We start from the raw sequence: 25,866 nt of genomic DNA on the forward strand, positions 1-25,866 counted from the left end.
TAATGGGACAGAAGGTACATCCTACAGGTATACGCCTGGGTATCAGTAAACCATGGACTTCTACCTGGTACGCTAATACTGGTGACTATGCGGATAACCTGTATAACGATCATCAGGTACGTAAGTATCTGACTAAACAGCTTAAAAGCGCTTCACTTTCTAAAATCGTGATCGAGCGTCCTGCTAAGAGCATCCGTGTGACTATTCACACTGCTCGTCCAGGCGTTGTAATCGGTAAAAAAGGTGAAGATGTAGAGAAGCTTCGCGCCTATGTTTCTAAGCTAGCCGGTGTGCCAGCTCAGATTAACATTGCAGAAGTTCGCAAGCCTGAGCTTGACGGACAACTGGTTGCCGACAGTATCTCTAGCCAGCTAGAACGTCGTGTAATGTTCCGTCGTGCTATGAAGCGCGCGGTACAAAACGCAATGCGTCTTGGTGCTAAGGGTATTAAAGTTGAAGTAAGCGGCCGTTTGGGCGGAGCAGAAATTGCTCGTTCTGAATGGTACCGTGAAGGTCGCGTACCTCTGCACACTTTCCGTGCAGATATCGATTACGCAACTTCAGAAGCTGCAACTACCTACGGTATTATTGGTGTGAAGGTATGGATCTTCAAAGGTGAAGTTCTGGGCGGTTTGCCTACAACTCAAGAGCAAGCTCCGCCTGCTCAACCTAAGAAGAAAGGCCGCAACTCTAAGCGTGAGGGCTAAATCATGTTACAACCAAAGCGTACGAAATTTCGTAAAATGCATAAAGGTCGTAACCGTGGTCTTGCCATTGCGGGGAGCAAGGTAAGCTTCGGTACTTATGGCCTGAAAGCAGTTGGCCGTGGTCGTATGACCGCTCGCCAAATCGAAGCAGCGCGTCGTGCTATGACTCGTCACGTTAAGCGTCAAGGTAAAATTTGGATTCGAGTTTTCCCTGACAAGCCAATTACTGAGAAGCCTCTTGAAGTGCGTCAAGGTAAAGGTAAAGGTAACGTTGAGTACTGGGTATGCCAAATTCAACCTGGACGTGTACTTTATGAGATGGAAGGTGTTCCTGAGTCTCTAGCACGCGAAGCGTTTGAATTGGCAGCGGCTAAACTGCCATTTAAGACAACCTTTGTAACTCGGACGGTGATGTAATGAAAGCGACTGAACTGAAAGAAAAAAGCGTAGAAGAGCTGAACGCAGAGTTGATTAACCTGCTACGCGAACAGTTCAACTTGCGCATGCAGCACTCAACTGGTCAACTTGAAAAGACTGACCAATTGAGAACTGTACGTCGTAACATCGCGCGTGTTAAAACCATTCTGACTCAAAAGGCTGATGCGTAATGACTGAACAAAAAGTTCGTACAGTGCAAGGTCGTGTGGTTAGCAACAAGATGGATAAAACCATTACTGTTGTTGTTGAGCGTTTTGTAAAGCACCCTATCTACGGGAAGTTCATCAAACGTTCTACTAAACTTCACGCCCACGATGAAGAAAACGTATGTAACCAAGGCGACGTAGTCACTATTAGTGAATGTCGTCCATTGTCTAAAAGTAAAAATTGGACATTGGTTAGCGTTGTAGAAAAAGCTGGCGTTTAATCGCTAACTTTTCTTACGATTGAAAAAGCCGCTCTTGAGCGGCTTTTTTATTGCTTAAAATTTAACAATGCAATACTTATGATGGCTGGGTCACGGTCAAGTACAGCTCGCTATAACTGGCAGCCATTTCGTTAGTACTGAAATGCCCTTTTACATGTTGATACAACTGATTGCCCAAGGTATCGCGGGTTTGCTTGTTATTCACCAGCGTAATTAAGGCGTCGGCTATTTCATCGATATTCCCTGGCGTTACCATTAGCCCTGTTTCTTCGTGCTCAATAATTTCAGGAATACCGCCTACTGGCGTAGATACCACTGCACGCTTACACGCTCCGGCTTGAAGAAGAATAACACCTAAACCCTCCGCATAAGCGGGGTGAACCACTATATCAACACTGGGCAGAATTTTACTAACTTCCTCGGTAAAGCCGCACAGCTTTACGTGTTCGGTAAGCAAATGTCGGTCGATAAGCGCTTGGTAGCTTTCTTTGAGATTCCCTTTGCCGAATAGTAAGCAACTCACTTTAGGGTTATTTTGAACCACTTTCTCCATGGCTAGAATAATATCAGCTTGGCCTTTACGAGATATAAGCTGAGCAAAGTTAGCAATAACGGTATGGTCTGAAGGAATGGAGAAGGTTTCACTTAGCCAGGCTTTGTCACCAGGCTTCGAAAACTCTCTAAAATCTACTGACGAGTGAATAACCGGTTGGTGTTTGACTGCTTCACAGTGATGACTTACCACATTAAACACGCCCTCAGAAATACTCGCTACAGCAGCAAACTGACTGTATTTATAAGTGGCAAACAGTGATTCTGGGTTATCTACTCGTCGTGTGCATATAGCGGGAATGCCTGTTATCTTGGCTACCATGGCGCCAAAAACATCCGCTCCACGGCGACTATGTACATGGATGACATCGGCGTTAATTTTACGGGCGATGTTAACCATGCGCTTTACGGCAAATAAGTCTGTTTCTCCGCGATAGGCAATGGTATGCGTTTGGCAACCCGCAAGAGGCACCGATGCAATTTTACTGTCTTCTGGACATATTAAGTGGTTTTCGTAATCAAAATGATGGTTCAATGAATCTAACAAGTAGACAACTTGTTTAGCGCCGCCATACAAGTTTCTGCCCAACTCTATATGCAAAATCTTTAAGCTCACAAGTATTCCTTCACAATGGTAAAAACTTCTTCTGGGCGAATCAATGCCATACAGTCAAATGTACCATTGCACGTTGGTTTACGCTTACATGGCGCACAGACTAGGTTTTTATATAATACATGAGTGTTGGCATTATCAGTATATGTATACGGACAGGTAGACCCAAAAAGCGCAACTGTAGGGCGAAGAAAAGTAACCGCCATGTGTGTTAGGCCGGTATCAACGCCAATAAAGGCCTGAGACTGTTTAACGGCCACGGCTGATTCTGCTAACGATACGTGTCCCGCTAATGAATAAACATCACCTTCAATGAAGGTTAATGACTCAGCATCGCAGCTATCTGAAGGGCCGCCTAGAATGACAATAGGCATATTACTGTGCTGACGGATAAGCGTGATAAGTTGCTTCCAATGATTAATTGGCCAGTGCTTTTGCGGGCGAGTAGTAAAAGGGGCAAGTACAATATAATCGCCATTTACCGACAGTGCACCTAGCGTGCCCTGAAGCTTTTGTGTTGCAGCTTCCCCCATTTCAATATGTAGTTCGTAAGAATGCGCTCCCATATGCTTTGCTAAATATCGATACTCGCTACTGATTTGGTTTGATATTGGTTTATCTATAGTGTCGGTTAAGAAACGTTGGCTTTGCTCTTTACTATTAAAACCAATTCGGACACCTGCACCACTGAGATAGGCTAAAAAAGCACTTTTAAGTAAGCCTTGGGCATCAATGGCGAGGGTAAAGCCTTTCTCGTGAAGCTGTCGGCGAAATGCCAAAACCGATTTAAGCAAAGACCAATAGGCGCGCTTTTTACCAAACTCTCTCCATTCGCTTTTGGGCCACACGAGAATGTCATCAACAAAAGGGTGGTGTTGTATTAGCCCTGCATACGGCTTTTCAACTAACCAGGTAACTCGAGCATTTGGAAGAGCCGCTTTAATGCTGGACGGAAGGCCTGAGGCCATTACAATGTCACCAATAGCGCTAAGCCTGATTAAAAGTACGTTTGGCTGGGTTGCAGTAGAGCACATAAAACTTACATGTAGACGAGTTATAATGGGTGAGTAAACCACATAATAGCGTCAGTTTGATGACGACCTAGCAGAGCGTTACGCATTTGATTTTCAGCGATACGAGCCTGTCGAGCAGCCAAGAATAAAAATAGGAATTACTAATGATAAGAGGCGGTAAAGAAGCCGAATACAGACCTACATTACTAGAAGATATCTGTCGCTGGCTTTACTCCTGTGTATTATTTTGCATTATCCCTTTCGCATTTATCCAACTAATGCGCCGAGGTGCGACAAGAAATAAAGAATATAATCAACGTCGGTTTGAGCGATTCGGTTTTGTTGCGAGGCCCCATAAAACTAACGGTTATCTGTTTCACTGTGTTTCGGTTGGTGAAGTGGTGGCTGCATCTTGCTTAATAAAGCGCATCATTCAGGCTGAGCCAGATACGCAGATTACGGTGACCACTACTACACCCACAGGTTCGGCAAGGGTGCGGGATATTTTTGGTAATACGGTACACCATTTTTACTTACCCTATGACTTGCACACGGCTATGGCTGCAATGATAAAGCGCATTAAACCTAAAGCGGTGCTTATTACTGAAGTCGAATTATGGCCTAATTTTGTACATGCTTGCTGGAAGCGCCACATACCGATAATGGTGATTAATGCGCGTATGACGGATAGGTCAGCTAAGCGCTACATGAAGATAAGTAAACTGTTTAAACCCATGTTAAACAAACTTTCTCATATATGTACTCAAGGTCAGCGTGATTACGATAATTACCTTGCACTAGGTATGCCTGAAACACGAATGACCCAAACTAATAATATTAAGTTTGACCAAGCTGCATCCACAACGCATCAAAGCAAAGGGTTCATGGGCCTTTCACTAACAGACGGCCCAATATTAGTTGCTGGCAGTACCCACGATCTTGAAGAGCAAGCCATGATTGATGCGTTGAAGATACTCGGATCGTTAATCGCAGTTAATCTTCGCTTGCTATTAGTACCTCGTCACCCTGAACGGTTTGATACCGTCGCTAAGCTATTAGAGCAAAACGAGCTTGAATACGTTCGAACAAGTAACATTGATGCTATATCTCCAGAGACGAAAGTTATTTTGCTTGATGAAATGGGGAAATTGAATAGTGCTTATAGCGTAGCTAGTTTCGCATTTGTAGGGGGCTCGATTACAAATCGAGGTGGGCATAACGCGTTAGAGCCTGCCGCCTTTTCTATTCCCATCATGATGGGGCCACATACCTATAACAACCCAGTAATTTGTGAGTATTTGGCAGAGCGTGGGGCGCTTACAAAAATAACTAACGCAGAAGAAATTGCTCGGCAATGTAAGGCTTGGATCAACGCCCCGATGAAACGTGAGGAAGCTGGAAAAGCCGGCCGGAAAGTTTTAGAGGAAAACAGTGGTGCATTGGATAAAACGCTAGCGGTTATAAAACGTAATGTAGGTTAATCTTACTTATAAATATCAATTGGTTAATTTTAGCTCACCAAAGTTGTGCGCACATTGCACCAAGGTTTTTCTTTGCACCTTTATAACAGCCCGTTATTTTACGCAGAAATACATAAGGTATTGAAAATATTGTGAAATCGCAAAGTGGTCTGTTCTTTGCTTTTATAACGCCGACAGCGTAGTTACGGTAAAATATAAACAATTATGCTTCTCATGAAGAAGCACTGAACTGCGCGTTCTCCAGGGAGATGCACCCTGCTTAGGCAGGGTGCCATCTTAACCCGCTAGCATCTTCTTACACTGCTTCACCTTCAGGTAAAATCAAACTAATTACTCGCCATCCTGCCTTAGGGTGAATGCTGTTCCCATTCACGAATGTGAAGCTTTTTCCTTCAACATCTATGGCTATTAATGGTGTGGCTCTATCACCATATTTTTCATTATATTGCGCGAATGTGAACTCATCAGACAGCCGTGTGGTTTTAATACTGGCGTTACGAGCAATCGCTGACGCCAAATACCCATAAGTCACACCTTCATCAAATAAGGTGAGGCGTTTTGCATATTGCTCACTTACTTGGTGACTTGGGCGGGTAGACTGTTCGTTGCTTGTCAGTGCCCACACCTTATCTTTGCCCATGGTATTTTCGAAATGATACGCAATGGGGGGATTAAGTTGTTTGTAAGGTGACATAATTAACACCGTACCAAAGCTAGCGATATCGAGATGACGAGCTGCGTGATCTGACATGGGGTTACCAAAATACACTGGAATATCCATCATTCGGGCTTCTCGAATGGCATCCCAGTTGGTATCTGCAACGGTAACGCTCAGCTCTTGCTTAATCATTTCATCAGCAAGCAGTCGGTTAAACTTACTGCCACCGAACACTAGGTAAGCGGTAGGGGCAGGGGCTCTTACTTTCAGCAATTGGGCGACACTTCGAGAAGTCAGGCTTTGAACAACGACGGTAGCAATAATCACAAGAAAGACCATGGGCACGATAATGCCAGCACCCTCGTAGCCAATTTCTTCAAGCTTTAAAGAAAACAACGCAGATACGGCTGCGGCCACAATGCCGCGGGGTGCAATCCAGCTCAGCAAGGCCAACTCATTAAGTTTAAGACCTGTGCCAATAGAGGACGCTGCTACCGATAATGGGCGAGCAATGAACATGATTGCGCCAAGCACAATAAGCGCTCCCCAACCTACATCCGCAATAGATTGAAGGCTAAGACGGGTAGCAAGTAATATAAACAAACCTGAGATAAGCAGCACACTCAAGGTTTCTTTGAACTCTAAAATGTCTTCTACTTCCACGTTCTTCATGTTGGCTAATACCATGCCCGTGATGGTAACGGCCAATAGTCCAGATTCATGTGCAACATAATTTGACGCTGCAAAAACACCTAGAATAATGGTTAAAACGGCGGTGTTTAACAAGTAATGCGGGATCCAATCTTTGCGGATAGAAAGCCCTAGCAAATAACCGGAACTAAAACCAAGTAGGAAACCAATTCCGATGGTTTTGCCAAAGGTGATAAAGGTGTGGGAAATAGCATTGCCTTGAGAGGCGACGATAAACTCAAAGACGAGTACGGCCAGCAGGGCGCCAATGGGGTCGATGACAATGCCTTCCCATCGTAGGATGCTTGCCAAGTTAGATTTAGGCCGCACAGTTCGCAGCATGGGCACTATCACGGTGGGGCCAGTTACCGTCACAATAGCACCGAATAAAAAGGAGAGTTGCCACGACAAGTCTAGACTGTAATGCGCTGCAACAGCGGCTATGACCCAGGTGACTAATACACCCACACTACATAAGTTACGTACCATATTGCCATGGCCGGCAATATCTCCAAATTTGAGGGTAAGGGATCCTTCAAACAGAATAATGGCAACGGAAAGCGATACAACAGGGAACAAAAGGTCGCCAAAAAGCGCATCTGCGTTAAGTACGCCAAATACAGGGCCAACCACAATTCCTACAATCAAAAGCGGTAAGATGGCAGGTAAACGAACTTTATACGCGAGATATTGGCAGCTAATCGACAATAAGCCAACGGCAACCAAAGACATGAGTGGATCTGACAATGCGTGTTCCCTTCTTTATATAATTATAAGGATATAGTCATACTTATACTGTTTTGCGGCCCCATCATATAGCAACTTATGTTCATGCCGACAGAGACTTTCGTATAAGCACAATATGATTAAAACAGAGTTTAGCCTATGAGGGATCAATTCGCTTATATTCAACGTTGTAGCGGAAGGGGAAGCATAGTATTTTAAGGCTTCATTAATTACGCGCCAAAGAGCGCCTTATCAACGGACTATCTACGTTGCTTAATCACTCATTTTTACCTGTAGCAGTTGCTACGTTTTTTTCACTCTCGTTACTTACTGGTTGTGCTGCTTCATACCCTGAAGCTCAGACTATAATATCTGTGGGTAAGTTAACGGTGCTTCCTGACGTATTAGAAGAGACGTCGGGGCTGTTTTGTAATGCCTCAACACTCGTTAGTTTGAACGACTCTGGAAACAAACCGGAATTGTTTCATCTATCTTATGAAGGCAAGGTGATTAAAACCGATAGAATGGCGTTAGACAACATCGATTGGGAAGCGGTTACAGCAAGTTCAACGCATTGGTATGTTGCGGATGTTGGCAACAACAAGGGCCGTCGTGAGAGTCTTACTATATATAAGGTCAATAAAAATGACCTTAACGATATAGTCACAATGACAGTAGCCTATGAAGGCAACAATCCAAGTAGCAACATGCCTTATGCCCATGACTTTGATTCAGAGGCCATGACGTATGCCAACGGAAAGTTAATACTGTTCTCGAAAAGCTGGCGTACCGGTGTGGCTAAAGTGTATGAAGTTAACGAGTCTACACAGCCCCAGACACTAACCGCGTTTGCGCATATCGAAGGTTTACCGGGTGTTATTACTGGCGCAGATTACGATGCTGCTCGTAATCTATACGTCATTGTGGGCTATAAATCTGACCCCTTTGGTAACTTTGATACTTTCATGGCACAGGTTGATAGTCAGTTTGTTCCTATCAACATTTGGCCGTTACCTGCCTATAAACAAGTAGAAGGTGTATGTGTTGACGACAACGGCAATTACTGGTTTTCAGAAGAAGCGACGGGGCATCGCAAGGCATCACTTACCAAAGTTACCATTAGCCAAAAATAAATTTGTCTATAATTTAAACACTTGAGGGGAGTTAGCATAATGGCTAATTCCCACGCTTTTCGCTTCATGGTTATATTGGGGTCTACTTTGCTTTTGCACATTAGGTACCGAATAATGCTTCGATCTTCTCAGCTTCTTGTGATGCTTACCGCACTTCAATGTGTATGGTTATCGATGTCTGCATCTGCCTCAGCGGTCGAAGATGCTGAGCAATGGTTGAGCGAATATGTAAGTTTTGATGATACCTTTTCCATTGCGCTATCTAAAAATAAGATTAGATTTAAAGGCTGTAAGCAAAAGCAGTATCAGTTGGTGGTAAACCAGCAATTTACTAAACGCTTTAATGTAGAAGCGATTGTTCACTATAACAAAGGCTTACTCGATTACGGTGTACTTACTCAGCGGGTTAAAAGCCACGAATTTGAAGTGGTGAGTTGGTGGGACAAAGGAAGTTACCGGGTTGGGTTAAGCCACAAAATTCGTCCTGAACATGAAATTTCCATTCCCGTTGCCGAAGTGATTCAACTCCCTACCAGTACTACAGCGAGTGTGTATTTTGAAGTTCCTCTAATGGAAGACAGACACACGCTCACGGTTGCGGCTTCTAGAGAGTCATGGAAGTCGGACAGCGCAACAATCCAGTTGCCGTGGAGCAAAGCCCACGACAACCAAGTTAAACTGCAATACGCTATTGCGTTCTAGCCAAGCAGTATTGAAATAAAACTAATCTCACAACTTAAACTGACTAACCTCTTGAGCCAGTTCGTTTGCGAGTTCGTCTAGCTTCTCGCTAACGCCTACTAACACATGTGTGGCATTAAGGGTTTCATCACTCGATGAACTTATCTCATTAATACTTCGGCTAATATCCTCAACGACTGTGGCTTGTTGCTCTGTCGCGGTGGCCACTTGAGTGTTCACGTCGTTGATCAGCGCGATTTCGTCAGTAATCTTCTGAAGCAGCTTATCGATATCATCGGTAGCACCCACCACTTCTTTGGTTTGTGCTTTGCTGTCTTGCATTTGAGAAACGGCCGTTTTTGAGTCTAGCTGAAACTTATCGATTTTAATTTGAATCTCATCGGTAGCGGCAGCCGCACGTTGAGCAAGGGTACGAACCTCATCGGCAACCACAGAGAAGCCTCTGCCATGATCGCCAGCCCGAGCGGCTTCTATAGCTGCATTCAGCGCAAGCAAGTTAGTTTGTTCTGAAATGCTGCGAATAGTATCAAGTATGCCGCCGATAGCCGCTGTGTGTTCATCAAGGGAGTGAATAACCTCGGACACACTTTCTACTTGCGTAGAAAGATTCGATATTGCGTGCACGGCTTTTTGGGTAAATAGGCGGCCTTCTTGCGAGCTTTCCGTCGCACGATTGGCATTTTGTGCCGCATAGGTAGCTGACTGGGCTACTTCAGTTACCGTACTGCCCATTTCAGTTAACGCTGTTGCTGCCTGCATGGTTTGGTCTCGCTGACTGCGAGTAGAGCGTTCATTTTGCTGAGATTGGCTTGCCACTTCTTGAGCCGAAGTTTTAAGGGCTTGGCTAGTTTTGGCTACCGATACAATAGTGCGGTGAAGGTGGTCGATAAAACTATTGAAGCCTTCAACCAGTCGCGCGGTTTCTCTTTGTTCTGGTACGTCAATTCTTGAACGCAAATCGCCTTGCCCTTTTCCAAGTTGCTGGAAAATATCAGCCAGTGATTCGATAGGCTTAGTGAGTGAAGATGCCAGCCAAATACCAAGCAGTGCGAACAAGCCCGCGATGGCAATAGACCACAAAATAATCTGCCGACTGCCTGCATTTAACGAGGCATAAAGCTCTTGCTCTGGTACTTGTGCAACCACGTACCAACCTGACTTTTCAACGTACGTGCTGGCAAAAAGGACGTCATCGGCGTTTACTTCGCTGGTTGCCATCGCAAAATCACGTTGTTGCAGTAAAGACCGCGACGCATCTGCGCCACTAATGGCACTCAGTTTGGATTTTCCCAATAGGCTAGTATCAGGGTGGGCAATAATAGTGCCTTCGCCATCAACCAAATACACATAGCCAGTTTGGGCAATTTTTACCGCGTTAATAATATCTAAAAGCTCGTCTACAGACTTCGCGACGCCAGACATGCCTCGGCCTGCGGTTTGTTGGAAGTTTGCGAACAACCTATAACCTTGACCCGGTTCGTTATACAAGCTAAGTGAAATTGGCGTACCACTATCACGGTAAGTAAAAAACCATCCGTCAAATTCGTCATTCTTTAGCACCCGTAAAAAACCGTCTTGGTTCCAATACTTAGTGGTTTTTCTATCGACGAAAGAGGCCACGGTTAAGTCGTTGAAAGTCACGATGTCGTTTAGATAAGCGATAAGTCGCTTTTCACCTGAACTATCAGCGCCAGCGGCCGACCAGGCTAAAATGTCTGGATTGGACGCAATGCCATGGGCAACAGAAAGCATCACGCTGGCTTCTCTGTCGACCTGATTGCCAATTTGCTTCAACAGTGAAGGAAGTTGAAGCTGTTCCATGTTTTCTTTTACTAAGTCTCGGGCTATCCATTGGCTAATTGAGCCTACCAATATTGAGGCTGCCAACACAGCCACCATCAGTGAAAGAATCAGTTTTTGTTTAATACTCAAAGTCATAACTTCCGACCATATTTTGACTGCTGAAATAACGACGCTGCACTGCAGGCACAGTCACGTCTTGGGCGTTGTGTTATTACTGTTAGCGTCTACTTTACTGCTTAGTTGCAGGTTATTAATCACTTCATGAAACACGAGGAGAGGTAGTGCGCACTAGTTTTTTTATTATTGTGTTTATATCGGCTGAGGATCGCGAATTATTATACTTTCGACGTACAAAAGCCGATAAGATGATTTTGAAGTTAAATTGACCGAAAGGTCAAGAAAAAGCCGCGAAATGAGGTGAATTTCTCAACTTCGCGGCTTTTTTAGGGAGGTTTAACGATTAATCTTCGCTTTTATCTTCAGGAATTGGGAAACCTCTGTCGCGCATTAATGCGTCAACTTTGGCATCGCGGCCACGGAATTTGCGATAGGCTTCAGCTGGATCCATCGCATTACGAACCGAAAAGAGGTACTTCACTAAGCGATTGCCCACTTCTTCGTCGTAAAATCCACCCGGTGCTTCCATAAAGGCTTCTGATGCATCAGCTGTCAGCACTTCTGCCCACATATAACCGTAATAGGCTGCGGCATAACCTTCACCAGAGAACACGTGACCAAAGTGAGGTGTGCGGTGACGCATAACAATCTCTTCAGGCATACCGAGTTTTGTAAGCTCTTCACGTTCAAAGGTATCGGGCTCAATAGTAGCCGGATCAGTGGTATGGTACTTCAAATCCATAATGGCAGAAGCCATATACTCAGTGGTTTTGAAGCCTTCATTAAAGGTTGATGCCTTCTTAATCTTAGCAACAAGTTCAGCAGGAATAGGTTCACCCGTTTCATAGTGTACTAAGAATTGATTAATGACTTCGTCGGTGGTTAACCAGCGCTCTAAAAGTTGCGACTGGAACTCAGTGTAATCACGTACGCCTGAGTGCGAAGAGGGGTATTTCACATCAGCAGATAAGAAATGCAGTGCATGACCAAATTCGTGGAAGTAGGTTTCTGCATCATCAAATGAAATGAGTGTTGGCTCGCCTTCAGCCCCTTTTACGAAGTTAGAGTTGTTAGAAGACAACACCGTCTTTTTGCCGTCGAAGGTTGTTGACGAGCGATAAGTTGTGGCCCATGCACCAGAGCGTTTACCTTTGCGAGAAAACGGATCTAAGTACCATAAACCAATGTGTTCACCGGAATCTTTATCGGTCACTTCCCATACTTTAACGTCTTCGTGGAATACAGGCACTTTGCCTTCTTCCACTGGGGTAAAGTTGAAATTAAACAAACGACCAGCAACGTAGAACATAGCATCGCGCAGTTTATCTAGCTGCAGGTATTGCTTCACTTCGTTTGAGTCTAGGTCGTACTTGGCTTGGCGAACTTTCTCGGCATAAAAACGATAGTCCCAAGGGGCAATAGTGATATCAGCGCCTTCAGCGTCAGCAATGGCTTGCATATCGGCCACTTCTTGTTCAACACGTGCAATGGCAGCGGGCCAAACCTTCATCATAAGATCCATGGCGTTTTCAGGATTCTTTGCCATACGGTCTTCTAAGCGCCACTGGGCATAGTTTTCATACCCGAGTAATTCCACTCGCTCATCACGCAATGTCAGAATGCGTTTGATAGTTTCGTTATTATCAAATTCATCTGCGTTGTCGCCACGGCTGTAATAGGTGTTCCATACTTTTTCGCGTAATTCACGGTTAGTAGAATAGGTTAGGAACGGATCCATGGAAGAACGGGTGTTTGTTATTGCATATTTATCCGGCTCACCACGGCTCTGGGCGGCAGATTTAGCGCCTTTTACGAAAGATTCAGGCAAGCCACCTAATTGGTCTTCAGTAATATAGGTTACGTAGTTCTCTTCATCCGCCAGTACGTTATTTGAGAACGACGTATAGAGGGTTGCTAATTCTTCATTGATTGCGGCATAGCGTTTTTTCGCTTCGCTGTCTAAGGTGGCACCATTGCGTGCGAATTCGTTGTAAGTCATCCAAGCAATGCGCTGTTCTTCTTCGGTAAGAGTCGAGCGTTCTTCTGACTCATAAACCGCTTTAACACGTTCGAACAACTTTTCGTTTTGTGTGATTTTGGTAGAAAATGCAGACAACTTAGGCGACATTTCTACTTGGATGGCGCGAAACTCGGGGCTAGATTTATTCGCACTCCAAATGCCGTAGTAACGAAAAGCACGACTAAGCTCGCTACCCGAACGTTCCATAGCCACAATCACATTTTCAAATGTGGGGGGCTCAGGGTTATTCGCAATCTCATCAATCTCTTTAAGGTTTAGTTCCATTGCTTTTTCAAGAGCGGGTTTTAAGTCTTCCAATTTCATTTTATCGAAAGCGGGCACGCCACCATACGGGCCTTTAAACTCTTGCAGTAGCACATTGTCGAACTGATGAGTTTCTTGTGCTGCAGCAACTTCAGTAGTGTCTGCTGAGGTTGCCTGAGGTGCTTTTTGTTCTGAGCAGGCACCCAGTGCAACCACTACCGCCATGGCAGTAAGTGAAGTTTTAAATTTTCCCATTATTATTTCCTGTCTTATTATGGTTATGATTTCTTTTATTGTTTATTATCGTTAGGTCTACACGCACTAGTAAAGCAGATCAATTTCACCGATTGAAGCGTTAATTAAAATCTCACACATTCAATACTATGCCATTGTAAAAATAACGTAAATGTCTCTTAACGTATTAAGCCGCTAGGCTAACGAGAATGCGAGTAGTAGCGCCTAAATGACACTCGTCGAAAAGGCTAAAAAAACCATTGAAAGTTTTAGACTAATCACTACACTTCGCGCCAATACATAATGGAATTTCTGCCTCACTTGTTATCTATGAAGGAGCATCGGCGTGTTTGAATTATTGCTTCATACAATCCCTGTATTGTTTGCTATTGGGTCGTTTTGGTCTAATACAGAGCGCAAGCTTTTATTTTTGAATTTAGGGTTGTGTGTGGCGCTAGCCAGCTTACTTGCTTTCGAGCAAGCGTGGGGTGGGGCTGTTGTTATTACTGTGGCAGGCTTAAGTACAACATACCGTATTGTAACTCAGAAGCTTTTACCCGCGTACGCTACTTATATTATTCTGACGTTGATGACCGTGCTAGTGGCAAGTATTAATACCCTTACGGGAAAAACAGGGCTATTAGAACTTATGCCAGTAATGACTTTTATGGTGTACCGATTTGGTGAACTACATTGTAAAGAGGCTGGACTACGCATTTGTATGATAGTTGGCTCGCTAAACTTTACGGTTTACGGTGTGGCCACTCAAACATGGGGACTGGCTATCACTGAGATCTTGTTTGCCATTTCAAATACGTGGTACTACGTTAAGTTGCGCAGACAAGTTGCCGCACTGACAGTATAGCGCCAAATTAGCGCCACAAAAGAGGGGTAGTGGTAAAGTTGAAATTGAGCCTGTACGCAGGTTGCAGCGTCATAAAGTAAATTTGTTCATGCCTGCCAGAATTAAAAAAGCCAGAGGAGTCACTCTCGTCTGGCTTTTTATCTTGCTGCGAAATTTATAAAACAGTGTCTTATGCAAATACCACGGTTTTATTGCGATGAATAATCACGCGGTCTTCCAAATGATAACGCACGCCATGGGCAAGGGCGGTTACTTCACAGTCCTTCCCTTTTCTCACCATATCAACCGCGCTATCACTGTGGCTAATACGCTTAACGCTTTGCTCAATAATAGGGCCTTCGTCTAGGTCTTTGGTGACGTAATGGCAGGTTGCCCCAATTAACTTAACGCCGCGATCGTAAGCCTGTTGGTAGGGTTTAGCCCCTGCAAAGCTCGGTAAGAAACTATGGTGAATGTTAATTGCTTTACCTTGAAGTTGTTGGCATAGCGTATCTGGTAAAATCTGCATGAAGCGGGCAAGCACTGTTAGGTCAATTTTATACTCTTCCAATAAGGTTGAGATTTGCGCAAAAGCCGCTTCTTTGCCCAACGCTTTAAAGTCTACCCAATGAAACGGCACTTTATACCAATCGGCAAATTGCTTCATTTGTGGATGGTTGCCAATAATGCACGGAATATCGCAATCAAGCTCACCGGTGTGCCAGCGATGCAGTAAATCAACCATACAGTGAGATTCCACGCTACCCAGTAAGGCAACGCGCTGCTTCTTACCCGAATCAGAGAGTTTCCAATTCATTTGAAATTCGTTCGCCAAAGGCGCAAATTCTGCTAAAAAGCTGTCGTAATCTAACCCAATAGAATCGGCACCAATTTCGTGGCGCATAAAGAATCTACCGGTTTGTAAATCGGTGTGATGGTTAGCTTCAACGATGGTGGCACCATGGCTAGCTAAAAACTGAGAAACACTGGCAACTAAGCCAATTTGGTCAGGGCAATCTATTACTAATCGAAACGTTTGTTGCATGGAATTGAGGTCTCACTAAATAAGACCCCCTTTTTACCCAGCTACGCCAGTGATGTAAAGGTTTTTGGGCTGAAAAAGCCTAACTGAAATAGGCTATTTTGCTATAAATAATATCACCCGATGAATGATCGTTAACCAACTACTCATCATTAATTCCTCGGCGTAGCTTCTCACGCACTGACATATTGTGCTTTAAATTCCAACTTTGCCTAACGGGGTATGTAACCCCTTGCGGTGTAGAGACAGATTCAAAAAGGTGAAACGCCGAGGCATGCATCTCTACATGAGGGGTATACAAAGGCACAGGAAGCGCCGCCGTGGCTTTTCGAATAACGGTAACATGGGGCGAAAACACTTTACCATCAACCTCTATAGCTGCTGCTCTGGCGGCCTTGCGGGTAGATTTTGCTAAGGCCATGAGCTCTGCTGGCGGTGATTGTGGTGCGGCAAAGAGAATCTTAGGGCCGTTCCAAATACCTGTAGTGTCTAAGGTTAGTGAAAATGGTGCATGTATTAGCGTATCTAGTTCGGCGACTAACGCTTCATGCTGTCGGTGAGTAATGTGGCCGAGAAAACTTAAGGTCATATGGTAATTGGCTGCGTTAACCGCATAAGGTTGGGATGCGCCTGAGTCACGTCTTTTACCTTTGCTCTCTTTTCCCTTGCTCCGCCTGCCTTCGTTCCCTCTACCTTCATTGTGGGCTCGGCCCTCCGAAAGGTTCAACATGTTGCGGGCTGTCACCTCTGGGAGGGCTTGTTGCCGCCAACTATCAAGGGCTAATTTTTCTGTTGAATGTAAATCTAAACCAATGAAACAACGCATACCCACTCCTCTATCTACGTGTAATTAAGTCAACACGTCCTAGTTAATAGAAAATGAATTAAACCCTAATGGACATATCGTCAGGTGTCTCTATTTCGCTGTGCTTACTCTAGCCGTGCTTGTTTTAACGTAATGCAGAACTTCTGCTACAGGTAAATTCAAGTACAATAGTGTGAGAAGTTTATCTAGGTATTGCAAACCTTTATGTTACAGCCGTTATTACATTTACCCGCCGCCCAGCTTATTGAACCCGTTAACAACGCGATTGGCGAAAACAACCTTATCATAGGTGCACCGCCGGGTGCAGGTAAGTCCACGGTGCTACCACTTTCTCTATTAAGCGCGATACCACAGGGTAAAGTGTTGTTGATGCAGCCTCGCCGCGTAGTCGTAAGGAATTTGGCGAATTACCTGGCAGGCATCCTCAATGAAAAAGTGGGCGACACAGTAGGTTACCGAATTAAAGGTGAGAGTAAGGTAGGAAAAACTACCCGCCTTGAACTGATAACCGAAGGTATACTCGCCAGAATGATTCAGTCTGACCCTGAGCTTACTGGGGTATCGGCCATTATATTTGATGAATTTCATGAGCGCAGCATTCATAGCGACTTCGGTTTAGCGCTAGCCCTCGACGTACAAGCGGGCTTGCGAGAAGATCTCCGCCTAGTGGTTATGTCTGCCACGCTTGATGTAGAGCCACTTACTGCATTAATGGATAATTACGGCGCTGTACCTGCGATTAACCTCAATGCAGAAGGACGAACCTTCCCCGTTAATATGCATTACAGCAAGGATGTGCTCGCCCATGAGGTGGTTAGCGCCACCGCAGAGGTGACTACCCGAGCGTTTTCTCAGCATCAAGGTGATGTACTGGTCTTCTTGCCAGGAAGCGGAGCCATTCGAGGCGTGGCACAACGACTCTCCACGCTGGTAAATAAATATGATGTGGCATTGCACTCACTCTTTGGGGCGATGGGCAAAGACGCCCAACAAGCCGCTATCAACCCTGATCCTCAAGGGCGGCGCAAAATTATTCTTGCCACCAATATTGCCGAAACCAGCTTAACCATAGAAGGGGTTAAGGTAGTGGTAGACAGTATGTGGGAGAACCAAGCCCAATATAACCCTTCCAGTGGTTTTACCCAGTTAATGCAACAGCGTATATCCCGAGCATCGGCTATTCAACGGGCTGGGCGAGCGGGACGAGTTAGCGCGGGCGATTGCTACCGGCTATGCAGTCAAAGCAGTTTTGAGCGTATGGCGCAGCATAATGCCCCGCAAGTATTACGAGAAGATGTGTCGTCCTTATTGCTAGATGCATTGCAATGGGGCGCTACGCCCGCATCATTGGGCATGTTAACCCAGCCAAGCGGCGCGCAGTTAAAGGTGGCTAATAATAACTTAACCGCCATTAATGCTCTTAACGACGAAGGCCTTAGCACAAACCAAATAATAACCCCTTATGGGCGTACACTTTCTGGCATACCCTGCCATCCGAATTTGGCGAATCTATTAATACGATGCGCGCAAGGGGTCGAAGGACTAGAGCCTGCTATGCAGCGCGAACTCAAATGTGCTGCGCCTTTTGTGGTGGCATTAGCAGAAAACCTTGGTGGGCAGTTCGAGCAAACCTATGTTATCGATGCGCTGTTGAACCTGGATGGTCAAACGCGCAAGCAGCTTCATCAGCAAGCATCTAGATATGCAAAATATGTTGGTTTAAATGCGAACGAATTGGACATGCACGGATTAGAAGAAGAGGCGTTGGCGCTATGTATTGCTATTGCCTTTCCTGAGCGGGTGGCGTTTTGTCGGGGTCTAGCTTCTGATAAGACAAATGGAAGGCAAAAAGGACAAGGGGCTATGCAGGGGAATATGCAAGGAAAGTCCCAGCAATGCGGATACAAGCTCGCCAGTGGAAAAGGCGGCGAATTAGAGCTGCATTCCCCGCCTCAGTGGTTGGCAGTATTACATGGCCAGCAAACCGGAAATACGGTGAAGTTCAGGTTAGCTCAGCCGATTAACGAGGCTGGGCTTCGCGCCGTATTCCAGGATGAGTTTACTCACAAAAAACAAGTACGTTTTAATGTGACAAAGAAGGTCATGGAAGCACGTATTATTACTGGTTTTCATGCCATCGACTTAGCCAGTGAACCCGTATCAGGTCAAGAGAAGCAACAAGATAATCGCTTCTGGAAAAAACAGACTGCTCATGCTTGGTTCGAATATTTAGAGAACATTCCAGTAAGTGAGTGGCCACTAACTGAGAGGGACTGGCAATGGTGGAATCGGCTTAAACTTGCGGCATCGTTGAATTTACCTCAACCGCAGGCGTTCGACAAACCAGACCCTTGGCCACAGTCTTTACCAGCATTAATGCACAGCGCAAAAGAGACATTAATTGAGCCCTTAAGCCGATGTGAATCTTTGGCGAAACTACAAAAGTTACCTTGGAAAAATACGCTAAATAATGCACTTAGTTGGCCGCAGCAAGATGCTCTTGCTTCATTATTGCCTACTCATTTGTCGATACCCACAGGGCGTGATGCCGCACTTGAGTATCGCGATAACGGTGATGTGGTGTTAGCGGTTAGGATGCAAGAGATGTATAGCCAAACTGCCCCACTTACGGTGGCGGGTGGCAAAATACATATCGTGTATGAGTTACTCTCGCCAGCAGGTCGGCCATTGCAAACCACCAAAGATTTAGCAGGGTTTTGGACAGGCAGTTATTTAGCAATTCAAAAAGAAATGAAAGGGCGTTACCCGAAGCATTTTTGGCCAGATGAACCGGCTACCGCTAAACCCACTGCCAGAACAAAGAAGGCAATGGGTTAACGGGGCAAGTAAAGTCTTTTAAAAGCTGCTAGGCGCTCTTATCAACCAAGTTCAACGACTGCATCACGTTTAAACCTGGAAAACCATCAGCAATCATGTCGTTTGCTATTTGATAGTTGCGAATACCTTCGCGGGTAGCAGGGCCAATTATTCCATCGGGGGTGCCTACATCGAAGCCACGGTCGTTCAACTTTTTCTGTAGGCCAATAATATCGTTTCGGCTGTAAGCTGGTAAATCCGGAAGGGGAGCAATAATACCTGATGCGCCTGAAATTCTATCGGCTAATACGCCTACCGCAATGGCGTAAAACTCTGAATTATTCCAACGCATGATCACGCGAAAGTTTTGGTAACCCACAAACGCGGGACCGGCATGACCAGCAGGAACCACCACATACGCTTTCGTGTCGTCCTCGCCCAACGGGCTTGCATCGGCTTGTTTCACGCCGAGTTCATTCCACTGGGCTAGAGTACGGCGGTTTTTATACCCAGAGAGTTGATAATCAAAATTTTCTGGAAGCTGCACTTCCCGGCCCCAACGAAAGCCTCGTTGCCAGCCTAAACTCGCAAGAAAGTTGGCCGCAGAGGTTAGCGCATCTTCTTCACTATTCCATAAGTTGATTTGACCGTCATTGTCGCCATCTACCGCGTAATGGGTATAAGCCGACGGCATAAATTGGGTATGACCCATAGCGCCAGCCCAAGAACCTACCATTTCCTCACGGGTGAGTGACTCACGCTCAAATAATTTCACTGCTACCAAAAGCTCTTGGGTAAAGTATTTGCTTCTTCGGGGATCGCAAGCAAGCGTGGCTAACGAATCAAGAACAGGCATTTTGCCTTTGTAATTACCAAAGTTAGTTTCAAGCCCCCAGAAGGCCAGCAAGTAGTGCGGCGGCACACCGTACTTGTCACTTAATTTGTGCAGCAAGTCCTTATGCTTCTCGTACATTTCCTGGCCCTTGTTCGTGCGCCAATCGGTTACACGTTTACTAAAGTAGCCTGGAAAGGTTTGAACGAATTCTGGTTGGCTTCTATCAAGCTCAATAACACGTGCTTGGTATGCTAATGTGGGGAAAATGGCATCGACAGTGTCTTGACTGACACCTTGCTCAAGTGCTTTGTTAGCAAGTTGAGAGGTACACATGGAAAACGCCTCATCGGCCATTGCAGAAGCGGTGCACAGCCCTGACAGCAGTGCCGACATCATTGATACTGCAGTAACCCACTGCTTCCCTTTACCCTTAAAACCCATAGTTCAATTCCTGTATTGCGAGCACACATGCTATCTCAATGTGACTGTAAAACGCGAGTATAATTCAATGATGCGCTAAGGTTTATGGCAGATGATACGTAACAATATGTAAACCTACCTTGTGGCGTTATGCCGTTGGCGCTTGTTTTAAAATCCCAATGATTTCGCCATCATTGTTTAATTCAGCAAGCTCGATTAAATACCCTTTTTGAAGTTCATCTAACGAACGACCCTCTAATAGCTCTTTCACTCTGGCCGTCTCTCCCGCCACGATAGCCGATTGTAACCCTTCCATATTGGCAATAGAACTCGCCCTATTTTCAGATGTCATAATTGCTCCTTGAGTGTATGTATTCAACATTACTACGGGTGGCGTCATTGAAACGATTGATTTTAACGTGGTGCTATTTTTGTAGTTGTTGCCGAGAAGGAGCAGTGGTAGTGTTCGCTAACTTCAGAGTGTGCAGCACGCAGTTGTTTATATGCGGCTACAAAATTCTTCAGCATTCGCTGGAAATTGTGTTCAGAAAGCTGCACAATTTTTTCAGCTTCATATCATGGCATTCTCAGTGGCAAAAAAAGTGGCAAAAAAACAAACTAAAGCGGCATCCAAACCTAACTCTTTTTCAATAATGAAGCTCTTCTTACGCTTATTTCTGATAGGCGTAGTGGTACTTGGCGCCTACGCCTTTTACTTAGATGCGCAAATTAAACATGAATTTTCAGGTAATAAATGGGAAGTTCCTGCACAGATTTTTGCCCGCCCCTTAGAACTGAGTAAAGGGCAGGAAATTACCCCCACTGAAGTGATAGATGAATTAACCTTGTTGGGATACCGCAAAGTTAATGAAGCAGATGGTAGCGGCGAGTACAGTTATCGAAATGGTATTTTAAATATTCAGCGCCGCGCGTTTCATTTCCCTGAAGGGGCAGAAGGGCTTCGCCATATAGAGATAACCTGGCAAGGCAGTCGGATTAGTCTGATTCAAGATAGAACGCAAACTCGCCCATTTGGCACTGTAAAGCTAGAGCCATGGTTAGTTACGCGCATGGTCAGTGGGAGTCAGGAAGACAGAATGTTGGTCACACTGGATACTATTCCCGACATGCTTCCAAAAGCGCTAACTTTGGTTGAAGACCGTAATTTTTATAATCACCACGGTGTGGCTCCGTTATCAATACTACGGGCGCTATTAGCAAATATTGCGGCGGGCAGAACGGTCCAAGGTGGTAGCACGCTTACCCAGCAATTAGTCAAAAATATGTTTCTAACCCGCGAGCGCTCGATTGTGCGTAAAGCGAAAGAAGCCATTATGGCAGTGATCATAGACGCCAGATACTCCAAGTCGGAAATAATTCAAGCCTATTTAAATGAAGTCTTCTTAGGTCAAAATGGTGACATGGCGGTGCACGGTTTCGGACTGGCTAGTTATTTCTACTTCGATCGCCCAGCAAATGAACTGAGCACTACTGAAATTGCTACGCTTGTGGCTATTATCAAAGGCCCTTCTTATTATAATCCACGTAAACACCCCGAGCGCGTTAAAGAGCGCCGAGACTTGGTGCTGCGTATGCTATTTGACGAAAATGAAATTGACCGCAGTCAATACGAACGGGCGATTAATATGCCATTAGGCTTGGCCAGTGGCGCTAGTTTAGCCAGCGGCAAGCACCCTGCTTTTATGGAGCAGGTAAGACGAGAGCTTGCAGATATTCTAGCCGACTCAAGTTTGCGTGACTCCGGTGTAAAGGTGTTTACCACGTTAGATATCGTGGCTCAGCGCCGGGCAGAAAAAGCCCTCTCTGGTACGATTGCAAGTTTACAAACGAACAGAAAAAATCCCCTTCAAGGCGCGATGGTTGTGACCGACAGTGCGAAAGGCGAAGTGAGAGCGATTGTGGGTGGTAAAGATTACTCCTTTAGAGGGTTTAATCGAGCGTTGGGGGCAAAGCGTCCAATCGGTTCGTTGATTAAACCCGCGGTGTATTTATCAGCCCTTGAAGATCCAACCCAGTTTAATTTAGCCACGCCACTGGAAGATCAGCCTATTACGCTAGAGAGTGACAATGGGCAGCAATGGTCACCGTTAAATTACGATAAAGAATTCAGAGGGCAAGTGCCGCTTATTCAAGGATTGGTTGAATCTTTGAATGTGCCTACCGTTAATTTAGGCATGCAAGTGGGGCTTGATGTTATTGCTGACACGATTGCACGACTAGGCGTTACTTCTCAGGTCAATTTGGTGCCTTCTCTTACATTAGGGGCGGTAGAGTTAACGCCGTTTGTTACCAACCAAATGTACCAAACATTATCGAACGGCGGGCGCTATGTGCCCCTTCATACAGTGAGCTCAGTCGTAACCGCTGACAATGCACTGTTATGGAAAAAGGCTGAATTTTATGCGCAGCGAACCGACGAAGCTGCAACTTACCTGCTGAATTACGCGTTGTATAAAGTCACGGTGGAAGGGACGGCAAAACAAGTAGGCGCGAACTTTGGTAACGTGAATATGGCAGGTAAAACCGGTACTACAGATGATTACCGAGATAGTTGGTTCAGCGGCTTTGACCGCAACAATGTTGTTACTGTGTGGGTAGGCAATGATGATAACTTGTCTGTAAATTTAACCGGTGCCAGCGGTGCCTTACCGGTTTTTATTAATTATATGAAGTCTCAGTCGCCTAAATCGTTATCTCGCCGCTTTCCTGATGGTCTGGGTATTGCGCACTTTGACGCGAAGACCGGTGCGGTGGTGATTGCCGGGTGTGCAGGAAGCATGAGTGTACCCGCTATTCTTGATGTATTGCCGCCGGCACAACAAGATTGTTCTGGCAATGCGGTGAGGCCTGATGGAGAAAAAGAGAGCGAAAAGAAAAGCTGGTGGGAAAGAATATTTGGATAAAAAACAGGTAGGCAGTAAAAAGCATCCAACTCAATATGCTTTTTATTGCCTCCTGAAAGCCCCAGGGAGTGGCTAAAATTTAAAAGTAGTACTAAAACTGGTCTAACATATATCGCGCTGTTGAAAACACTACAGCGCTAAGTGCAAATGCTGCTACGGGTGCCAAAATCAACATCAATAATGAGCTCGCGGTTAGCATACCTGCCTCCTTACGCGTCGTTATCGTTTTGAAACTCATCACTTTTCATTGGCGTAATCGTAATATCTGCAATTAAAGTGCTTGCTTCTGCCGCGTTCGGTTCAAAAGTATGGCTGGCCGTTAACACGTCGTACGTAATGCCTGTTGTCATATCTTGCTTTACATCTGCCATCGCACTGGCCACTAAATAATCGGTCTGCGAGGTTAGGTTACTTGTTGGTTCATCCGCCATTGCAGTGGTGGCTGTAAATGCAGTACTTAGAATCAGCGCAGTAAGTAATTTTTTGTTGGTAAACATGGGTCATCTCCTATGAGTAAAAGTGAGTCACTGCACTAAATCGGACTGCTTGGCAGTTATTTATTAAGTCGTTATCAATTAACAATTAGTTTATAGCGAGGGATGTGCCATCTTTTTATAATTAGTTAAGTTAATGATTAATATGGTATTTTATTTTTATTGTTTTTAAGGTAGGTTTTCGTAATTAACGAATTAACTAATATTTAGTTAGTTTGTAGATGTGTTTTGGTCAAAATAACTAACGCTCGTCATTGTGGGAAGTGAAAATTAAAGTGTGGCGCAGAAAACCAGAGAATATTTGTAAGGTAAGAAGATAAATATTTGGCTCAGTTATCTAAAGTATTAGACTTAATTAAAAGTGACTATCTAACAAACGTTTTAAGTCGTGCGATGACGTGCAAAGGGCCAACAACACGGAAGAAATAAGAGAGTATATAATTGTGGATATAGAAATTTCTTGGGGTGGCTATTATGCAAGTATCTCCGATGATAATGGTGAGATAACCTTGTTTCGGCTACTAGATTTCAATAGGGATGATTACCATATCGCAATTTATCAGGAGAAATTCCAGTCTATCCCGATGCTGAATGAAGTTGAAGGTTTGTCACCATTTATTGGCCACGCTCCATTTGATAGTAGATCACTACTGAACAACAAAAAAGTTCTCTTAATTGGAAGTCATCAATTATCGAAATCAGATCTGGCTGGGTACATGATCTACCTAGAGAATTTTGACGTTCCTAGTGAAGATTTAGAATTTTTAACCCAGTCGATTCTGGAGTACAGCAAGGAGCCTCCTCTTCAGTTATGGCTAACTTTGGTTGGAGAAGAACTTCAAATTAGCAAAATTGAATAGCAGTGTGAAATTGCCTAACTAGTTAACCAAAATGACGCAAAACGTTCGGCGTGAGGTTTTTAGTCGCTATTTATAGCCAAGTATTAGCGGGCCCATTGTTGAGGCGTTGGTATGACTCTCTTTCTCAATGATAAGATGCGTAGGCTAGCTTTCACATGGAGTCATTGCGCATAGAAGAGTGTTGGAAAGTACTAGGAAAGTGATAGAAAGCGTTAAAGGGGCAATAAAGTTGCCCCTTAATATTTACTATTTGCGCAAGCGACTGATAGTGGTTGCGACTACAGCCAAAATCGCGCCAGCGACTAAACCCGCAAGACCATCGGCAGCAATCGCCATTACGGTAGTTATAGATGGCGCGAGTTCGCTGAACCACACTGCGGCGTGATGCAGAAAACTAATGTTGTGAGTAAGAATACCGCCGCCCACCAAAAACATGGCAATGGTGCCAACTATTGCAAGGGTTTTCATTAAAATGGGCGCGGCAATTAACAGTGCCCGACCAAAGAAGCGTTGTAGGGTGTTCATGGTACCCGTGAGTGATTTACGCAGTAAATACAGCCCTACATCATCCATTTTGACAATACCAGCAACCAGCCCGTAAACCCCTACCGTAATAGCAATGCTTAGGGCCACCAATACGCCTACCTGGGTGGTAAAAGTCGCATCTGTTACGCTACCTAGTGCAATCACAATAATTTCCGCTGAAAGAATGAAGTCGGTACGAATAGCGCCTTTAATTTTCTCTTTTTCAAACGCGACCATATCCACTTTTTCATCAGCAAGGGCATTTATTCTCGCTTCACGTTCTGCTGACTCATCATCATGAGGTAAGTATTTGTGGAGCAACTTTTCGGCCCCTTCAAAGCACAAATAAAGCCCGCCTAGTACAAGAAGTACCGTGATTAACGAGGGCACAAAAGCGCTAATAAGGAGGGCGGCAGGGACCAAGATAACTTTATTTAGCAATGAGCCTTTCGCTACTGCCCAAACAACGGGTAATTCTCTATCAGCTTTCACCCCTTGCACTTGGTTAGCGTTAAGCGCCAAATCATCACCCAGTACTCCAGCAGTTTTCTTTGCTGCCACTTTCGACATAACAGCAATGTCATCCATCAATGTTGCGATATCATCGAGAAGGGCTAATAAGTTCGCAGCGGCCACATCACATTCCTTTAAAAAACCAAAAATGCAGCATACGTTGCACTGTCATAGGTTGGCAATGTTAA

Annotated in this window: 22 protein-coding genes; 11 read left to right on the forward strand and 11 right to left on the reverse strand. The window is 44.9% G+C overall.

All coding sequences use genetic code 11. The features are described 5' to 3' along the window. Window positions 1–2: 2 nt before the first annotated feature. The 4 genes from rpsC to rpsQ are packed head-to-tail and all read left to right on the forward strand — an operon-like array spanning window position 3 to window position 1,572. A complete protein-coding gene (rpsC, locus tag FLAVO9R_RS01675) occupies window positions 3–707 on the forward strand; it encodes a 30S ribosomal protein S3 (RefSeq protein WP_013785729.1) in 705 nt (234 codons plus the stop codon). Between the two features lie 3 nt (window positions 708–710). Continuing rightward, window positions 711–1,124: a 50S ribosomal protein L16 gene (gene rplP / locus FLAVO9R_RS01680; protein ID WP_013785728.1), complete on the forward strand. Its 414-nt coding sequence runs from the start codon at window positions 711–713 to the stop codon at window positions 1,122–1,124. Beyond that, entirely contained in the window at window positions 1,124–1,315 is a 192-nt protein-coding gene (gene rpmC / locus FLAVO9R_RS01685) for a 50S ribosomal protein L29 (protein WP_013785727.1), read from the forward strand. The genes rplP and rpmC overlap by 1 nt, the downstream gene beginning before the upstream one ends. Continuing rightward, a complete protein-coding gene (gene rpsQ, locus FLAVO9R_RS01690) occupies window positions 1,315–1,572 on the forward strand; it encodes a 30S ribosomal protein S17 (RefSeq protein WP_013785726.1) in 258 nt (85 codons plus the stop codon). Before rpmC ends, rpsQ begins: the two co-directional genes overlap by 1 nt. A gap of 76 nt (window positions 1,573–1,648) precedes the next feature. Here rpsQ and FLAVO9R_RS01695 read toward each other — a convergent pair whose 3' ends face one another. Beyond that, window positions 1,649–2,740 (reverse strand): glycosyltransferase family 4 protein, encoded by a 1,092-nt coding sequence (locus FLAVO9R_RS01695; RefSeq protein WP_159528215.1) that lies wholly within the window; start codon window positions 2,738–2,740, stop codon window positions 1,649–1,651. Continuing rightward, the gene (locus FLAVO9R_RS01700; RefSeq protein WP_159528217.1) at window positions 2,737–3,771 is read right to left on the reverse strand and encodes a glycosyltransferase family 9 protein; all 1,035 of its coding nucleotides are present in this window, start codon (window positions 3,769–3,771) and stop codon (window positions 2,737–2,739) included. The genes FLAVO9R_RS01695 and FLAVO9R_RS01700 overlap by 4 nt, the downstream gene beginning before the upstream one ends. Window positions 3,772–3,914: 143 nt before the next feature. On the opposite strand from FLAVO9R_RS01700, the gene FLAVO9R_RS01705 reads away from it, so the two are divergent. After that, a complete protein-coding gene (locus tag FLAVO9R_RS01705; protein ID WP_159528219.1) occupies window positions 3,915–5,231 on the forward strand; it encodes a 3-deoxy-D-manno-octulosonic acid transferase in 1,317 nt (438 codons plus the stop codon). A gap of 295 nt (window positions 5,232–5,526) precedes the next feature. Here FLAVO9R_RS01705 and FLAVO9R_RS01710 read toward each other — a convergent pair whose 3' ends face one another. Continuing rightward, complete coding sequence (locus tag FLAVO9R_RS01710) at window positions 5,527–7,326, reverse strand: cation:proton antiporter (protein ID WP_159528221.1); 1,800 nt, start codon at window positions 7,324–7,326, stop codon at window positions 5,527–5,529. 353 nt (window positions 7,327–7,679) lie between these two features. Between FLAVO9R_RS01710 and FLAVO9R_RS01715 the strand changes: the two genes are divergently transcribed. Together FLAVO9R_RS01715 and FLAVO9R_RS01720 are read left to right on the forward strand one after the other, a co-directional pair. Further along, window positions 7,680–8,438, forward strand: coding sequence for a hypothetical protein (locus tag FLAVO9R_RS01715; protein WP_232370555.1), 759 nt, complete (start codon window positions 7,680–7,682; stop codon window positions 8,436–8,438). A 114-nt stretch (window positions 8,439–8,552) separates the two neighbouring features. Next, window positions 8,553–9,140 (forward strand): hypothetical protein, encoded by a 588-nt coding sequence (locus FLAVO9R_RS01720; RefSeq protein ID WP_159528225.1) that lies wholly within the window; start codon window positions 8,553–8,555, stop codon window positions 9,138–9,140. 27 nt (window positions 9,141–9,167) lie between these two features. Here the strand turns inward: FLAVO9R_RS01720 and FLAVO9R_RS01725 are convergent, their stop codons facing one another. Both FLAVO9R_RS01725 and FLAVO9R_RS01730 read right to left on the reverse strand, forming a co-directional pair. Then, window positions 9,168–11,078: a methyl-accepting chemotaxis protein gene (locus tag FLAVO9R_RS01725; protein ID WP_159528227.1), complete on the reverse strand. Its 1,911-nt coding sequence runs from the start codon at window positions 11,076–11,078 to the stop codon at window positions 9,168–9,170. A gap of 325 nt (window positions 11,079–11,403) precedes the next feature. Beyond that, window positions 11,404–13,599, reverse strand: a complete 2,196-nt coding sequence (locus tag FLAVO9R_RS01730; RefSeq protein ID WP_159528229.1) for a M3 family metallopeptidase — start codon at window positions 13,597–13,599, stop codon at window positions 11,404–11,406. 325 nt (window positions 13,600–13,924) lie between these two features. Here FLAVO9R_RS01730 and FLAVO9R_RS01735 point away from each other — a divergent pair, with 325 nt between their 5' ends. Continuing rightward, a complete protein-coding gene (locus FLAVO9R_RS01735) occupies window positions 13,925–14,443 on the forward strand; it encodes a YgjV family protein (protein ID WP_159528231.1) in 519 nt (172 codons plus the stop codon). A gap of 169 nt (window positions 14,444–14,612) precedes the next feature. Here the strand turns inward: FLAVO9R_RS01735 and purU are convergent, their stop codons facing one another. Beyond that, window positions 14,613–15,467, reverse strand: a complete 855-nt coding sequence (purU, locus tag FLAVO9R_RS01740; RefSeq protein WP_126872973.1) for a formyltetrahydrofolate deformylase — start codon at window positions 15,465–15,467, stop codon at window positions 14,613–14,615. Between the two features lie 139 nt (window positions 15,468–15,606). Next, window positions 15,607–16,290, reverse strand: a complete 684-nt coding sequence (gene thpR / locus FLAVO9R_RS01745; RefSeq protein WP_159528233.1) for an RNA 2',3'-cyclic phosphodiesterase — start codon at window positions 16,288–16,290, stop codon at window positions 15,607–15,609. Between the two features lie 204 nt (window positions 16,291–16,494). Between thpR and hrpB the strand changes: the two genes are divergently transcribed. After that, window positions 16,495–19,128: an ATP-dependent helicase HrpB gene (gene hrpB, locus FLAVO9R_RS01750; protein WP_159528235.1), complete on the forward strand. Its 2,634-nt coding sequence runs from the start codon at window positions 16,495–16,497 to the stop codon at window positions 19,126–19,128. Between the two features lie 28 nt (window positions 19,129–19,156). Here hrpB and FLAVO9R_RS01755 read toward each other — a convergent pair whose 3' ends face one another. Both FLAVO9R_RS01755 and FLAVO9R_RS01760 read right to left on the reverse strand, forming a co-directional pair. Further along, complete coding sequence (locus FLAVO9R_RS01755; RefSeq protein WP_159528237.1) at window positions 19,157–20,383, reverse strand: lytic murein transglycosylase; 1,227 nt, start codon at window positions 20,381–20,383, stop codon at window positions 19,157–19,159. Window positions 20,384–20,510: 127 nt separating this feature from the next. Beyond that, window positions 20,511–20,714, reverse strand: a complete 204-nt coding sequence (locus FLAVO9R_RS01760) for a hypothetical protein (protein ID WP_159528239.1) — start codon at window positions 20,712–20,714, stop codon at window positions 20,511–20,513. Window positions 20,715–21,015: 301 nt separating this feature from the next. Here FLAVO9R_RS01760 and mrcB point away from each other — a divergent pair, with 301 nt between their 5' ends. Next, on the forward strand, window positions 21,016–23,286 hold the full coding sequence (gene mrcB / locus FLAVO9R_RS01765; protein WP_232370712.1) for a penicillin-binding protein 1B: 2,271 nt from the start codon (window positions 21,016–21,018) through the stop codon (window positions 23,284–23,286). A gap of 209 nt (window positions 23,287–23,495) precedes the next feature. Here mrcB and FLAVO9R_RS01770 read toward each other — a convergent pair whose 3' ends face one another. Beyond that, window positions 23,496–23,783: a hypothetical protein gene (locus tag FLAVO9R_RS01770; protein ID WP_159528243.1), complete on the reverse strand. Its 288-nt coding sequence runs from the start codon at window positions 23,781–23,783 to the stop codon at window positions 23,496–23,498. Window positions 23,784–24,223: 440 nt separating this feature from the next. On the opposite strand from FLAVO9R_RS01770, the gene FLAVO9R_RS01775 reads away from it, so the two are divergent. Beyond that, window positions 24,224–24,640, forward strand: a complete 417-nt coding sequence (locus FLAVO9R_RS01775) for a hypothetical protein (protein ID WP_159528245.1) — start codon at window positions 24,224–24,226, stop codon at window positions 24,638–24,640. 246 nt (window positions 24,641–24,886) lie between these two features. On the opposite strand, the gene FLAVO9R_RS01780 is transcribed toward FLAVO9R_RS01775, so the two are convergent. Beyond that, window positions 24,887–25,801, reverse strand: a complete 915-nt coding sequence (locus tag FLAVO9R_RS01780) for a DUF808 domain-containing protein (protein ID WP_159528247.1) — start codon at window positions 25,799–25,801, stop codon at window positions 24,887–24,889. Window positions 25,802–25,866: the final 65 nt, after the last annotated feature.

Source organism: Alteromonas sp. 38, from assembly GCF_902506055.1.
Classification (GTDB): Bacteria; Pseudomonadota; Gammaproteobacteria; order Enterobacterales; family Alteromonadaceae; genus Alteromonas; species Alteromonas lipotrueae.

What these genes read in the sequence shown, in the direction of transcription:
- thpR (WP_159528233.1), bottom strand. Translation starts at nt 16,290, where the DNA reads ATGCGTTGTTTCATTGGTTTAGATTTACATTCAACAGAAAAATTAGCC.
- rplP (WP_013785728.1), top strand. Translation starts at nt 711, where the DNA reads ATGTTACAACCAAAGCGTACGAAATTTCGTAAAATGCATAAAGGTCGT.
- FLAVO9R_RS01705 (WP_159528219.1), top strand. Translation starts at nt 3,915, where the DNA reads ATGATAAGAGGCGGTAAAGAAGCCGAATACAGACCTACATTACTAGAA.
- FLAVO9R_RS01760 (WP_159528239.1), bottom strand. Translation starts at nt 20,714, where the DNA reads ATGACATCTGAAAATAGGGCGAGTTCTATTGCCAATATGGAAGGGTTA.
- FLAVO9R_RS01725 (WP_159528227.1), bottom strand. Translation starts at nt 11,078, where the DNA reads ATGACTTTGAGTATTAAACAAAAACTGATTCTTTCACTGATGGTGGCT.
- FLAVO9R_RS01755 (WP_159528237.1), bottom strand. Translation starts at nt 20,383, where the DNA reads ATGGGTTTTAAGGGTAAAGGGAAGCAGTGGGTTACTGCAGTATCAATG.
- FLAVO9R_RS01770 (WP_159528243.1), bottom strand. Translation starts at nt 23,783, where the DNA reads ATGTTTACCAACAAAAAATTACTTACTGCGCTGATTCTAAGTACTGCA.
- hrpB (WP_159528235.1), top strand. Translation starts at nt 16,495, where the DNA reads ATGTTACAGCCGTTATTACATTTACCCGCCGCCCAGCTTATTGAACCC.
- rpsQ (WP_013785726.1), top strand. Translation starts at nt 1,315, where the DNA reads ATGACTGAACAAAAAGTTCGTACAGTGCAAGGTCGTGTGGTTAGCAAC.
- FLAVO9R_RS01720 (WP_159528225.1), top strand. Translation starts at nt 8,553, where the DNA reads ATGCTTCGATCTTCTCAGCTTCTTGTGATGCTTACCGCACTTCAATGT.
- FLAVO9R_RS01700 (WP_159528217.1), bottom strand. Translation starts at nt 3,771, where the DNA reads ATGTGCTCTACTGCAACCCAGCCAAACGTACTTTTAATCAGGCTTAGC.
- FLAVO9R_RS01730 (WP_159528229.1), bottom strand. Translation starts at nt 13,599, where the DNA reads ATGGGAAAATTTAAAACTTCACTTACTGCCATGGCGGTAGTGGTTGCA.
- rpmC (WP_013785727.1), top strand. Translation starts at nt 1,124, where the DNA reads ATGAAAGCGACTGAACTGAAAGAAAAAAGCGTAGAAGAGCTGAACGCA.
- purU (WP_126872973.1), bottom strand. Translation starts at nt 15,467, where the DNA reads ATGCAACAAACGTTTCGATTAGTAATAGATTGCCCTGACCAAATTGGC.
- mrcB (WP_232370712.1), top strand. Translation starts at nt 21,016, where the DNA reads ATGAAGCTCTTCTTACGCTTATTTCTGATAGGCGTAGTGGTACTTGGC.
- rpsC (WP_013785729.1), top strand. Translation starts at nt 3, where the DNA reads ATGGGACAGAAGGTACATCCTACAGGTATACGCCTGGGTATCAGTAAA.